The 11,854-nt window shown below is 64.3% G+C and carries 14 protein-coding genes and 1 tRNA gene; 6 read left to right on the plus strand and 9 right to left on the minus strand.

The genetic code is table 11. The annotated features are described in order from the left end of the window. The first annotated feature begins 137 nt into the window (after positions 1 to 137). Positions 138 to 956: an HAD family hydrolase gene (locus HMPREF3171_RS03690; RefSeq protein WP_070483004.1), complete on the plus strand. Its 819-nt coding sequence runs from the start codon at positions 138 to 140 to the stop codon at positions 954 to 956. Positions 957 to 1,076: 120 nt separating this feature from the next. Then, on the plus strand, positions 1,077 to 1,586 hold the full coding sequence (locus HMPREF3171_RS03695) for a phage holin family protein (RefSeq protein WP_070483007.1): 510 nt from the start codon (positions 1,077 to 1,079) through the stop codon (positions 1,584 to 1,586). On the opposite strand, the gene HMPREF3171_RS03700 is transcribed toward HMPREF3171_RS03695, so the two are convergent. The 4 genes from HMPREF3171_RS03700 to nth are packed head-to-tail and all read right to left on the minus strand — an operon-like array spanning position 1,583 to position 4,824. Then, positions 1,583 to 2,770, minus strand: coding sequence for a MarP family serine protease (locus tag HMPREF3171_RS03700; RefSeq protein WP_070483010.1), 1,188 nt, complete (start codon positions 2,768 to 2,770; stop codon positions 1,583 to 1,585). The genes HMPREF3171_RS03695 and HMPREF3171_RS03700 overlap by 4 nt on opposite strands. Before the next feature lie 10 nt (positions 2,771 to 2,780). Next, on the minus strand, positions 2,781 to 3,479 hold the full coding sequence (locus HMPREF3171_RS03705) for an NUDIX hydrolase (protein ID WP_083291945.1): 699 nt from the start codon (positions 3,477 to 3,479) through the stop codon (positions 2,781 to 2,783). Next, on the minus strand, positions 3,479 to 4,036 hold the full coding sequence (locus HMPREF3171_RS03710; RefSeq protein ID WP_070483013.1) for a TlpA family protein disulfide reductase: 558 nt from the start codon (positions 4,034 to 4,036) through the stop codon (positions 3,479 to 3,481). The genes HMPREF3171_RS03705 and HMPREF3171_RS03710 overlap by 1 nt, the downstream gene beginning before the upstream one ends. Then, entirely contained in the window at positions 4,033 to 4,824 is a 792-nt protein-coding gene (gene nth / locus HMPREF3171_RS03715; RefSeq protein WP_083291946.1) for an endonuclease III, read from the minus strand. Before nth ends, HMPREF3171_RS03710 begins: the two co-directional genes overlap by 4 nt. 250 nt (positions 4,825 to 5,074) lie before the next feature. Between nth and glxR the strand changes: the two genes are divergently transcribed. Beyond that, positions 5,075 to 5,758 (plus strand): CRP-like cAMP-activated global transcriptional regulator GlxR, encoded by a 684-nt coding sequence (glxR, locus tag HMPREF3171_RS03720; protein WP_070421549.1) that lies wholly within the window; start codon positions 5,075 to 5,077, stop codon positions 5,756 to 5,758. 30 nt (positions 5,759 to 5,788) lie between these two features. On the opposite strand, the gene HMPREF3171_RS03725 is transcribed toward glxR, so the two are convergent. From HMPREF3171_RS03725 to HMPREF3171_RS03735, 4 genes are read right to left on the minus strand one after another with little or no spacing between them, the layout of a single operon-like run. After that, complete coding sequence (locus HMPREF3171_RS03725; protein ID WP_070483016.1) at positions 5,789 to 6,598, minus strand: MBL fold metallo-hydrolase; 810 nt, start codon at positions 6,596 to 6,598, stop codon at positions 5,789 to 5,791. A gap of 41 nt (positions 6,599 to 6,639) precedes the next feature. Beyond that, on the minus strand, positions 6,640 to 7,101 hold the full coding sequence (locus HMPREF3171_RS03730) for a RidA family protein (RefSeq protein ID WP_070483019.1): 462 nt from the start codon (positions 7,099 to 7,101) through the stop codon (positions 6,640 to 6,642). Further along, positions 7,102 to 7,257, minus strand: a complete 156-nt coding sequence (locus HMPREF3171_RS11840; RefSeq protein ID WP_092101229.1) for a Sp36 family protein — start codon at positions 7,255 to 7,257, stop codon at positions 7,102 to 7,104. It lies immediately after the preceding gene. A 14-nt stretch (positions 7,258 to 7,271) separates the two neighbouring features. After that, positions 7,272 to 7,631, minus strand: a complete 360-nt coding sequence (locus HMPREF3171_RS03735) for a WhiB family transcriptional regulator (RefSeq protein ID WP_070453009.1) — start codon at positions 7,629 to 7,631, stop codon at positions 7,272 to 7,274. A 182-nt stretch (positions 7,632 to 7,813) separates the two neighbouring features. Here HMPREF3171_RS03735 and HMPREF3171_RS03740 point away from each other — a divergent pair, with 182 nt between their 5' ends. Continuing rightward, positions 7,814 to 10,216, plus strand: a complete 2,403-nt coding sequence (locus tag HMPREF3171_RS03740; protein WP_070483022.1) for a transglycosylase domain-containing protein — start codon at positions 7,814 to 7,816, stop codon at positions 10,214 to 10,216. Between the two features lie 9 nt (positions 10,217 to 10,225). Here the strand turns inward: HMPREF3171_RS03740 and HMPREF3171_RS03745 are convergent, their stop codons facing one another. Then, positions 10,226 to 10,675, minus strand: a complete 450-nt coding sequence (locus HMPREF3171_RS03745) for a GatB/YqeY domain-containing protein (RefSeq protein WP_070483025.1) — start codon at positions 10,673 to 10,675, stop codon at positions 10,226 to 10,228. A 33-nt stretch (positions 10,676 to 10,708) separates the two neighbouring features. On the opposite strand from HMPREF3171_RS03745, the gene HMPREF3171_RS03750 reads away from it, so the two are divergent. Next, positions 10,709 to 11,596, plus strand: coding sequence for a metallophosphoesterase (locus HMPREF3171_RS03750; protein ID WP_371327135.1), 888 nt, complete (start codon positions 10,709 to 10,711; stop codon positions 11,594 to 11,596). A gap of 84 nt (positions 11,597 to 11,680) precedes the next feature. Then, positions 11,681 to 11,757, plus strand: a tRNA-Pro gene (locus HMPREF3171_RS03755). Positions 11,758 to 11,854 lie beyond the last annotated feature (97 nt).

Below are 11,854 nucleotides of genomic sequence, written 5' to 3' on the forward strand. Positions count from 1 at the left end.
GCAACCACCCTGTGGACAACCCGCAATCTAAGTGACACTTCAACAAAAAGCCTGTGGACAATTCGCCCCAAATGTTCACTTCTTTCACAGCGGGCCTACACTGCCCCACCAGCAAAGTGGGGCTAGACTGCTAAAGCATGTCTCCCACACGGCCGGTGGCGGCGTTTTTCGACCTGGACAAGACGATCATTGCGACGTCTTCCGCCTTCGCCTTCGGCAAAGAATTCCGCAACAACGGAATGATCACGCGACAAGAGGCGTGGGACCTCTACCTAACCAAAGCGCAGTACATGCTCGTCGGCCACTCCAGCGAAAAAATGGACGCCACGCGCGATTCGCTCGCCCAACTCATCGAAGGCTGGTCGATCGAGGACGTCCAGCGCATCACCCAAGAAACGATGCGCACCGTGGTCACGCCCGCGATTTACGCCGAAGCGCGCGAACTTATCGACGACCACCGCGCCCAAGGCCACGACGTCATCATCATCTCCGCCTCCGCATCAATTCTGGTTGAGCCGATCGCGCGCGAACTCGGCGTAGACACGGTCGTGGCTACCGAACTCGCGGAGAAGGACGGCAAGCTCACCGGCGAGATCACCCGTTACCTCAAGGGCGGGGCGAAGGCGGAGGCTGTGCGCCAGTTTGTCGCCGACCACGACTACGACCTGGAGCGCAGCTACGCCTACTCCGATTCCGCCACGGACATTCCAATGCTGGAACTGGTGGGCAACCCGGTGGCGGTGAACCCGGACCGGGCGCTTCGCAAGCACGCACTGTCACACGATTGGCAGGTGCGGACCTTTAAAGACCCGGAGCCGCTGATCCAGATGCCGAACGCCCGCGAGGTCGGCATCGGCGCGAGCGTGATCGCCGGCGTGACGGCGTTGGCGGTGGCTGGGGTGCTCATCGCGCGTGCGGTCTCCGGCAAGTCCGGCGACAAGCGCCACAGCGCGTGACGCTATCTTTCACCCCGATTCAGGCAAACACTGTGATGTATCGCTAACATCGTTGAGAGAATTCCAGGCACCGTCCCAGGGTGCCTCATGTAATAAGCCACCCAGGAAGGTGAGTAAACAGTGAGCAACGAAGGTCTGTACACCAGCGGCTCGAGCGCCGTAACCGCCAAGGTGGATTCGATTCCGCTGCGCGATACTGATGTGACGGTGCCGGGCCAGCAGTCCATCGGCACCTTGATCTCCAACGCGTCGGAGCAGGTGTCCACCCTGGTCCGCGGCGAGATCGAGCTGGCCAAGGCTGAGGTCATGGGCGAGGTGAAGAAGGGCGCCGTTGGCGGTGGCCTGTTCGGCGTCGCCGGCGTGATTGCGCTGTACTCCTCGTTCTTCCTCTTCTTCGCGTTTGCGGAGATGCTCGCATCCTGGATGCACCGTGGCTGGGCATTCCTGATCGTCTTCCTCATCATGATCGCCCTGGCTGGTCTGCTCGCGCTGGTTGGCCTGAAGAAGGTCAAGAAGATCAAGGCTCCGGAGCGCACCATCAGCTCGGTCAACGAGTTGAAGAACCTGAAGCCAGGCGAGGCTCAGAAGAACCTGACCAAGAACGAGGCTGGGCTCTACACCAGCCGCTAACCGCTGACGCAGGCTTGCGTATCGACGACACCGTTCAGCCTGGTCACATCCCCTACGCGCTGCTGCACCTGGTGTGCAGTCAGCGCGTAACCCGTTTCTGAGGCATCCAGGGACGCGCCGAAGATCATGCCGGCGACCTCCCCTGCCGGGGTGAGCAGCGGGCCACCGGAGTTGCCCTGGCGGATGTCGCCGCGGATGGTGTAGGCCTCGCGCTCCACACGGCCGGTGGTGTAAATGTCCGGGCCTGCGATGGTCAGTTGGCTGCGGATTCGCGCCGGTGCGGCCTCGAAGGGACCGGATTTGGGGTAGCCCATGACCACGGCGTCGTCGCCACGCTGCAGCTCGCGTGCAGCCCAACGCAGCGGCGGCAGACCCAAGCCCTGGGCGTGGAGGACCGCAATGTCGGTATCCGGGTCGTAGAGCACCACATCCGCCGGCTTCACGCCGACGACGGTGTCCAGGGAGACACGCTCGGTGCCGGCGACGACGTGCGCGTTGGTGAGCACGTAGCCATCCTCAAACACGAAGCCGGAGCCCATGAGCCGGCGGCGGCAACTCTCCGCATCGCCCATGACGTGGACCACGCTCGGGCGGGCCGCCTCCACAACTTCGGGGCGAAGCGCCGCGTTATCGGGTGCGTCCACCTGGGCGCCGTGCGGGGATTGGAAGGGGGAAACGAGCGGGGGCAGGCCGGACTCGTCGAGAAGCGCTGCGAATTTCGCGGGCAGTTTCCCGGCGCTCTCCGGAGCGGTGTCGTGGATTTTGGCCAGGATGTGCGAGTTGCGGATCCCGTCGCCCAACTCACCCGGTATGGCTGAGGCCAGCGGGATTGAGATAAACCACACCACCAGCGCCAGTGCGACCGATTGGAACAGTGCGCCCACCACCGAATCCACGAAACGCGTCAGGCGGCTGCGTACCCGCGCCCGTAAGTTGCCCCCGAGGGTCACGCCGAGCAGGTTGCCCAGGCCGACGAAGAGCACCACCACCGACAGCAGCAGCGTGATGCGGATGGGTTGGGACTCGGTGACGTCGAGAAGCAATGGCGCCACCGCCAGCCCCACCACGAGGCCCGCGATGATGCCGATTGCGGAGATCACAGCCGAAAACGCACCTTGGCGCCAGCCGCTGACAAACGCAGCGACGACGGCAAGCCCAAGCAGAACGTCAACGACCAGGTGCATTCCGCAAATGTTACAGCTCGCGGTTGCGGGATCGGGCCAGCGCCTCGTAAAGATCGCCCGGACGCTCGTCCCAGGCGCGCACCCAGCCAGCTAATTCCAGCACGACCGCCAGCAGGATTCCGGTAAAACCCCAGATGAGATAGTCGCGGGCCCAAAACGTCGGACCGGTCCAGTGCTTCCAGCCGAGCTTCGCGCGGTTGGCCGGATCCACCAAGTCCCGGATGGGAACGAAGAACACGTCGTCGGTTTCGAGCTCGCTTGCCGGGTACACCTCACCCGGGTCGGGTGCGTACGCCACCACGGGGCGCACCAGTCTGCGGCTGCCACCGGTTTTCACCTGCCCCATCACCGCCAGCGGCACAACCCGCTCAGGGGCCAGCCCCGTCTCCTCGTACGCCTCGCGCAGCGCCGCCGCCACCGGGCCTGTATCTGTGGCGTCGATGTGCCCGCCCGGAAACGCCATCTGACCGGAGTGGCGGCGCATAGACGGGGTGCGGTGCGTGATCAGCACCCGGGCGTCCTCCGGCAGTTCCTCCGCCTCCGGGTCGCCAGCAAACACGATGAGCACCGCCGCCTGGTCCTCCCCCGGCGTTTGCGGCACGCGCGGGCCCAGCATCGCTTTGACCCGCGCATCGCCCTCGCCAGCGCGCAGCTTATCCACGAGCCCCCGCAGCCACACCGGTGCCCGTTCCGGCCGCACCGCAACCATCACAGCACCCCGCGCACGGCCTCGGCCAGCTCCTCGGCCGAGGTGAACTCCTTGGCAAACACGCCCAACTGCTCCTCGCCGCGGAACACGACGGTCAGCGGCACCACCGGCGGCAGGCCGAGCGTGCCGGCGAACACGTTGGAGTCGTCCTCGAAGCTCGGCAGGTCCACGCCGAGGTTCTCCAACAACGCCGCGCCGCGCGCCCCATCGCGGTCCGCGTGCACGCCCACCACGGTGTACTCGGGGTGTGCGCGGGCGAACTCCTCCACCACGGGCAACTCCGCCCGGCACGGTTCGCACCACCACGCCCACACGTTGGCCACGGTGATCTCCTGCTGCGCGCCGATGGCCTCGCCGCCAAGGCACGCCAGATCCACACCTCCGATCGCACCTTCCGGGCAGTCCGGGCGTCCTGTCACCGGGGCAGATTGCTTCTCGACGACACCGTCGCCAGCCGGGGGCGTGGCGTCGTCGACAAGCAACGCCCTGGCACCCGCAATGACCAGAAGCGTCACCGCAACGATCGCGGCGACGCTGACCCAGATTGTGCGCTTCACAGGCCCACCATCCTCAAAATGTGGTTGCGCTCGGGCCCGGTGACCAGTTCGGCGGCTTCTTCCGGGTCGGTTGGGCCGACGCCGAAGGAGGGGCAGTCGAACGCGATCGGGCAGGCGCCGCAGGCCGGTTTGCGGGCGTTGCAGACGCGGCGGCCGTGGAAGATGATGCGGTGGGAGAACATGGTCCACTCGCGGCGCTCGATCAGTTCCGCGATGGCGTGTTCGATTTTCACCGGATCCGTCTCCTCGGTAAGCATCATGCGCTTGACCAGGCGCTGGAAGTGAGTGTCCACCGTCAGCCCCGGGTAGCCGAACGCGTTGCCGCGCACCACATGCGCCGTCTTACGCCCCACGCCCGGCAGCGTGACCAGGTCCTCGAGCTTTTCGGGCACCTCGCCGCCAAAGTCGGTAACCAGCTTTTGCCCCATCGCGATCAGGTTCGCCGCCTTGGAGCGGTAAAACCCGGTCGAGCGGATAATCTCCTCCACCTCTGCCTGGTTGGCCTCCGCGTAGTCGGCGGCCGTGGGGTACTTGGCAAACAGCGCCGGGGTGACCATGTTCACCCGTACGTCCGTGGTCTGTGCGGACAGCGCAGTAGCAACGAGCAACTCCAACGGGTTAGTAAAGTCCAACTCCGCGTGCGCGTCCGGATACGCTGCTGCCAACGTGCGGTTAATACGGCGTGCCCTGCGCTTACGCCCGATCGGAGTCTCTTTCCCCTTCGCGGCGGGATGAGCACCTGGGCGGCGATGTTTCAATGGAGAGGTCGAAGCGGCCATGCCCAACATGCTAGCCGTACACTATGGGTATGACCTTTTTGCTTGTGGCGCTGATTCCGCTTGTGCTTGGGGTGTTTCCGCTTTGCATGGAGCGTGTGGAAGCAGCGGTCATCGACTAGCACAGTTCCCAGTCGCGGAAAGACTATCGCACTGATTAGTTGAGCTGGTAGAGTTCCAGTTTGTGTGACGGTCACCGCTAATGGCACCGTTCGTGACCAATCCCACGCAGAATGCGTGAGCGACAGTCTGAGGAGGACTCATGGAAGGCGTTCAAGACACTCTTGCCCGCGCCGGCATCTTTCAGGGCGTCGACCCTGACGCGGTCGCCGCGCTGATCAACGATATGGACACCGTGGATTTCCCGAAGGGCACCACGATTTTCGACGAAGGCGAGCCCGGCGATCGCCTCTACATCATCGTCGAAGGCAAAATTAAACTTGCCCGCCATGCGCCGGACGGTCGCGAAAACTTGCTGTCCGTGATGGGCCCGTCCGACATGTTCGGCGAGCTCTCCATCTTCGACCCCGGCCCGCGTACCTCCTCCGCAGTCTGCGTCACGGACGTCACCTGCGCCACCATGGACTCCACCATGCTGCGCGAGTGGATCGACAACCACCCGGAGATCTCCCAGCAGCTGCTGCGCGTGCTGGCCCGCCGCCTACGCCGCACGAACGCGTCGCTGGCAGACCTGATCTTCACCGACGTGCCTGGCCGCGTAGCCAAGACCTTGCTGCAGCTGGCAAACCGCTTCGGTGTACATGAGGGTGGCGCGCTCCGCGTCAACCATGACCTCACCCAGGAAGAGATCGCCCAGCTTGTGGGCGCGTCGCGTGAGACGGTGAACAAGGCATTGGCCACGTTCGCTCACCGCGGCTGGATCCGCCTGGAGGGTAAAAGCGTGCTCATTGTTAACACTGAGCACCTCGCTCGCCGCGCGCGCTAACGGAGGCGCCCGCGGCGGGTCGAGAATCCGCTACTTGGCGTTGAGGTAGCGCAACGCCACACGCGTCGACTGTTCTGCGGCACCGCGCAGGACCGGGTCGACGTCGTCGTAAATCGCATCGACCAACGTGTTGATGTCCGCGTTATCGCCATGCTCCTTCAACGCCTGACGGATCTGATCCAGGCGCTGGTTACGGCGGTCGATGTACTTACGGGCATACACGGACAGGTCCTCGCCCTCCGGGCCGTGCCCCGGAAGGAGCGGAACGCCCTTGCCCTTTTCCTCGAGCATTTCCAGGGTGTCCAGGTACGCACCCAGATCACCGTCGGTCTCAGAGATCATGGTGGTGTGGCGACCCGCAATGGTGTCGCCGGTGATGATGCCTTCCGGCTTACCGTCGGTGTCTTCGCCCGGGTAGACGAAGAAGCACACAGAGTCACTGGTGTGGCCCGGCGTAGCGACGACCTTCACGCGCGGGGTAACCCCCTCAACGGAGATCACTTCGCCGTCGGTGAGTGGCTCAGCGCCGGAGGTATGAGACGGATCAAGGGCGCGGACCGGTGCGCCAGTGAGCTGGCGGAACCGTTCCGCGCCGTCTGCGTGATCGTGGTGACGGTGAGTCAACAGAATCAAGGCGACCTTGTCGGCCTTTGCCTGCAGCACGTTGAGGTGACCCTCATCGGCCGGACCCGGGTCGACGACGATGCTCGCCTCGTCGCCCTCACCTCGGATCACCCAAGAGTTCGTGCCCTCGAGCGCCGCGTAGCTGGGGTTCGGCACCAGGACCACCGCGGCGTTGGGGGTCACAGGGCGCAGCTGGCTGTATGCGGGATGTTTCATGGCTCCCACCCTACCCCGTCACGGCTGCGCCGATGGGCAAACTAGCCTTCGAGCTCCACGACAATCTCGACCTCAACCGGGGTGTCCATCGGAAGAACAGCAACACCGACTGCGGAACGTGCGTGTGCACCGGCTTCGCCGAAGATCTCCTGCACCAGTTCGGATGCACCGTTGATCACGGCGGGCTGCCCCGTGAATGCCGGATCGGAGGCCACGAAGCCCACGATCTTGACCACGCGGGCGACGTTGTCGATGCCCACGTGTGCGTCCACTGCAGCCAGCGCGTTCAGCGCAGCCTGGCGGGCGTAGCCGTATGCATCCTCCTGGGATACCTCGGCGCCAACCTTGCCGGTGGCCGGCAGCTTGCCGTCCACGAACGGCAGCTGGCCGGACGTCCACACCTGGTTGCCGGTGCGCGTTGCTGGGACGTATGCGGCCACGGGTGCGGCCACGGTCGGAAGTTCAATGCCCAGTTCTTTCAGGCGCTCAGACCACTGTGCCATTTACTCAACCTCTCGTTTCATGTAGGCGACAACATTGTCCGGGTTCGGACCCGGGGTGACTGCGACGAGTTCCCAGCCGTCCTCACCCCAAGAATCCAGAATCTGCTTGGTGGCGTGCGACAACAGCGGAACGGTTGCGTATTCCCATTTCTTCATGGGATTCACCCTACCTAGAGGCCAATAATTTCGCCGCCGCTGGACAGGTGGGTTGCCCAGTCCTTCACGTGCGGGTTCTTACGCAGTACTGCGCGGCGCTGACGCTCGGTCAGGCCTCCCCATACGCCGAATTCCACCCTGTTATCCAGTGCGTCTGCGCGGCACTCAGTCATCACCGGGCAGGCGCGGCAGATGGCTGCTGCCTTGCGCTGCTCGGCACCGCGGACGAAGAGTGCGTCCGGGTCGCCGCCGCGGCACTGGGCCTGGGTGACCCACTCGCCACGGTCGAAGACCAGTGTTCCCGTGGAGTCGCACTTCTTGGAGGTGGTCGGTCGCAGGTTAGTTGCCGGTGCCTTTTTCAAACTCGTGGTCATCGTGCGTCTCCTTAGACGTCCTATCCCTATCCGGAAGCGGAGCGGACTCCTTTTATACAATCGACCGCATATTAGCGATCCCATGTAAATGGAATCACACAGGAAATTCCATGTCGAATGCATCACATTTTTGGGGGGAGCATGGTATTCCCCCACGCCACAGATTGAATTAAGGTGTTGGCGTGTCTGCCCTGAAAAGCTTAGGAAACCTGCTGGTCGCCGTCGTCGCATCAGCGCTCGTCATGGCGTTATGCCTGGCGCCGATCGCAGGTCTTGGGGGTGCCGCAATTGCGCGTACCGACGAGACCATGCAGTCCAATCTCTCCGACCTCACCCACGGCGACGTGCCGGGCGTGACCACGATTACGGACGTCAACGGCAAACCCATGGCGTGGATCTTCAAACAGCGCCGCTATGAGGTACCCAGCGAGCAGATCTCGCAGTACGCCAAGGACGCGCTGGTTTCTACGGAGGACCGCCGCTTCTACGTCCACGAGGGCGTGGATATGCAGGGCTTTGCCCGCGCGCTGGTGACCAACGTGCTGGCCGGCGGTGTGGAGCAGGGCGCGTCCACCGTGAACCAGCAGTATGTGAAGAACTACCTCTGGCTCATCGATGCTGAGAACGAAGAAGAAGCCCTCGCCGCAACCGAGCAGTCCATCCCCCGCAAACTGCGCGAAATGCGCATGGCATCCGATCTAGACAAGACGCTGGAGAAGGACGAGATCCTTACCCGGTACCTGAACCTGGTGTCGTTTGGTCAGCACTCCTTTGGCATCGAAGCCGCCGCGCGGACCTACTTTGACACCAGTGCCGCCAAGCTCAATCCGGCCCAGGCTGCGATGCTGGTGGGCCTGCTGCAGTCGGTGGAGGCGCTCAACCCGTATACGAACCCGGAAGGGGCGGTGCGTCGTCGCAACGTAGTGCTCAACAACATGGCCGCTCAGGGCTACATCGAGCAGTCCGAGGCCGACCGCTGGGCGGGCGCACCGTTAGGCATTCTGGACAAGCCGAAGACACTGCCGGAAGGCTGCATCACCGCCGGCGACAACGGCTTCATGTGCGATTACGCCCTGCGCTACCTGGCGGAAAAGGGCCTGGACCTGGACACCATCAAAAACGGGTCGTACACCATCAAGACCACGTTGGACCCGAACATCCAGCAGGTCGCGCTTAACGCGGTGCGCAACAACGTCAGCCCGCACACCGCAGGCGTGGCGCAGGTGTTGGACATTGTGGAGCCCGGCGCGGACTCGCGCAACATCAAGGCGATGGTGTCTTCCCGCTTCTATGGCCTGGACCTGGACCAAAGCCAGACGATCCTGCCGCAGCCTGTGTCGCTGGTGGGCAACGGCGCAGGCTCCGTATTCAAGATCTTCACCGCAGCCGCCGCGCTTGAGCAGGGCTACGGGCTGAACTCCATGCTGAACACACCGGCGCGTTCCGTGGTGTACGGCATGGGCGCAGGCGGCGCCGCGAACTGTCCGCCGGGTGCATATTGTGTAGAAAACGCCGGCGTCTATGCACCGAAGATGAGCCTGCAAGACGCGCTTGCACAATCGCCGAACACCACCTTCATTGAGCTGATTCAGACCGTCGGTGTTGCCCCGGTCGTGGATCTGGCGGTGCGCTTGGGCCTGCGCTCCTACAAGGACGACAACTCGTTTGGGGACGGCCGCTCCATCGCCCAGGCCGCCAAGGAAGAAAACATGGGCTCGTTCACCCTCGGCCCCTTAGCCGTCAACGCGCTGGAACTGTCCAACGTGGGCGCCACCTTGGCCTCCAACGGGCGCTGGTGCGAGCCGAACCCGATCGCGAGCGTGACCGATAAGAACGGCCGTGAGGTCTTCATCGACCGTCCTGCCTGCGAGCAAGCCATCGACCCGGAGATCGCTGCCGCCTTGGCTGCCGGCATGTCGCACGACATTATCGACGGCACCGGCGCCGACGCCGCAAAACGCAACCATTGGAGCGCACCCACCGCCGCGAAGACCGGCACGACGGAATCGCACCAGTCCTCCGCGTTCCTCGGCTTCACGCTGGGCATGTCTGCGGCGCCGTACATCTTCAACGACGGCACCCAAACCACCCCGCTGTGCACCGCCCCGGTCCGCCAGTGCGGCGTGGGCAACCTCTTCGGCGGCAACGAGGCAGCCAACACCTGGTTCCAGGCCGCCGCGGGTGTGCCCGGCGCGGCCTCAGGCCTTCCGGCGGCGAGCGCGAAGTACCAGACTGGTGCGCGCCGCGCGGCCGTGGACTCCGTGGTTGGCCAGTACTCCTCCGCCGCGAAATCCCAGCTGGAGGCCCAGGGCTACAAGGTCGTGTTGAAGACGGTGCCGGGCGGCGGCGCCCCCGCCGGCCAGGTTGTGTCCATCACCCCGGCGGACGAGTCGCTCGCGCGCGGCTCCACCATCACCCTGAACGTCTCGGACGGCTCGGCCCCCTCCAGCACCGCGCCGAGCCCATCCCCGTCCCCGTCTGCTCCCCCGAGCCCCGCTGCCCCACCGGCGCCGGACTTCAGCGGCATCGAGCAATCGCTTAACGACGCCCGCGACGCCATCGCCAACGCCTTCGGCAACAACTAACGCGGCTGGCTAGCTCAGGCGGGCCTTGACAGCCTCGGAGATGCGCTTGCCATCGGCTCGGCCGGCGGCCTTGGCGGTGGCGGCCTTCATGACCTGCCCCATCTGCGCCATGGAGGTGGCGCCGGTTTCGGCCACGGTGTCGTCGATAAGCACTGCGAGCTCATCGTCCGTCAACTGCTTTGGCTGGTACGCCTCGAGGATGTTCGCCTCGGCGAGCTCAGTTTCGGCGAGATCGTCGCGGCCGTTGGTCTGGTAGATCTCGGCGGACTCGCGACGCTTCTTAATCTCACGTGCGATGATCTTCTGAATCTCCTGATCATCAACCTCGTGCTTCGCACCCTCGGTCTCAGCGGTCTGGATCGCCGCCAGCAGCATGCGGATCGTGCCGGTGCGCTCCTTCTCCTTCGCCTTCATGGCTTCCTTAAGGTCTGCGCGGATCTGGTCTTTCAATGCACTCATGCCTGCGAGATTACAGTGGTGCGAGTGAAGACGTTGAAGAAAGCCGCCGCAGCCACCCTCGCCGCCGGAACCTCCGCACTCGCCTGGGGGTACACCGAACGCAACAACTTCCAACTGCGCGAATACACCCTGCCACTGCTGGAGCCAGGCGTGTTGCGCGAGCGTAACGAGTTCCGCATCCTCCACGTATCCGACCTCCACATGATCCCCGGACAGAAGGAGAAGGTGGAGTTCGTCTCCGGCCTGGACGCGCTCGACCCGGACCTGGTGATCAACACCGGCGACAACCTGTCGGACCTTGGTGGCGTGCCCTGGGTGCTCGACGCCCTCGGCCCGCTGCTCAACCGCCCCGGCGCGTTTGTGTTCGGCACCAACGACTACTGGGCGCCGCGCCCCGTCAACCCCCTGAAGTACCTCACCGGCGCCAAACGTGAACCGTCGTACGTGGACCTGCCGTGGGAAGGCATGCGCGCCGCGTTCATGGAGCGCGGCTGGCACGACGCCACGCACAACCGCCTGGAGTTCAAGGCCTCCGGCGTGCGCCTTGCTTTGGCGGGTGTCGACGACCCGCACCACGACCTCGACGACTACCCATCCATCGCCGGCGCGCCGAACCGTGATGCCGACCTCACCATCGGCCTGCTCCACGCCCCCTACCGGCGCGTACTCGATGCTTTCGAAGCCGACGGCTACCAACTCGCCCTGGCCGGCCACACCCACGGCGGCCAGATCTGCCTACCCGGTGGCCGCGCCCTGGTCACCAACGCCGACATCGACCGCGAACGCGCCTCCGGCCTGCACCGCTACGGCCGCATGTGGATGGAGGTATCCAACGGGCTCGGCCAGTCCAAGTACGCACCTGTGCGCCTGTTCTGCCCGCCGTCCGCGAGCCTGATCCGCGTGGTGGAGCGAGGAGAATAGGCCGACCTACCTGGTGTTTTGGCCGAATCGCCACCCGGGGGTAATGTGTTGCCAGTACCGCGGGCGAGAGCCTGCAGATACAACCGGGATATGGCGCAGCTTGGTAGCGCGCTTCGTTCGGGACGAAGAGGTCGCAGGTTCAAATCCTGTTATCCCGACCACCTCAACGGGTCGATGACCTGCATTTACTTCAAATGCAGTGATTCGGCCCGTTTCTTTTGTGCTTTGTGGGTTAAGCGACAAAATGTGTGTCTGCTA

Origin of the sequence: Corynebacterium sp. HMSC08F01, from assembly GCF_001807545.1 — a bacterium.
Lineage (GTDB): Bacteria > Actinomycetota > Actinomycetes > Mycobacteriales > Mycobacteriaceae > Corynebacterium > Corynebacterium coyleae.

Excerpts from the sequence above, each read along its gene's own strand:
- HMPREF3171_RS03690 (WP_070483004.1), top strand. The coding sequence starts at position 138 with ATGTCTCCCACACGGCCGGTGGCGGCGTTTTTCGACCTGGACAAGACG.
- HMPREF3171_RS03700 (WP_070483010.1), bottom strand. The coding sequence starts at position 2,770 with ATGCACCTGGTCGTTGACGTTCTGCTTGGGCTTGCCGTCGTCGCTGCG.
- HMPREF3171_RS03705 (WP_083291945.1), bottom strand. The coding sequence starts at position 3,479 with ATGGTTGCGGTGCGGCCGGAACGGGCACCGGTGTGGCTGCGGGGGCTC.
- nth (WP_083291946.1), bottom strand. The coding sequence starts at position 4,824 with ATGTTGGGCATGGCCGCTTCGACCTCTCCATTGAAACATCGCCGCCCA.
- glxR (WP_070421549.1), top strand. The coding sequence starts at position 5,075 with ATGGAAGGCGTTCAAGACACTCTTGCCCGCGCCGGCATCTTTCAGGGC.
- HMPREF3171_RS03725 (WP_070483016.1), bottom strand. The coding sequence starts at position 6,598 with ATGAAACATCCCGCATACAGCCAGCTGCGCCCTGTGACCCCCAACGCC.
- HMPREF3171_RS03730 (WP_070483019.1), bottom strand. The coding sequence starts at position 7,101 with ATGGCACAGTGGTCTGAGCGCCTGAAAGAACTGGGCATTGAACTTCCG.
- HMPREF3171_RS11840 (WP_092101229.1), bottom strand. The coding sequence starts at position 7,257 with ATGAAGAAATGGGAATACGCAACCGTTCCGCTGTTGTCGCACGCCACC.
- HMPREF3171_RS03735 (WP_070453009.1), bottom strand. The coding sequence starts at position 7,631 with ATGACCACGAGTTTGAAAAAGGCACCGGCAACTAACCTGCGACCGACC.
- HMPREF3171_RS03745 (WP_070483025.1), bottom strand. The coding sequence starts at position 10,675 with ATGAGTGCATTGAAAGACCAGATCCGCGCAGACCTTAAGGAAGCCATG.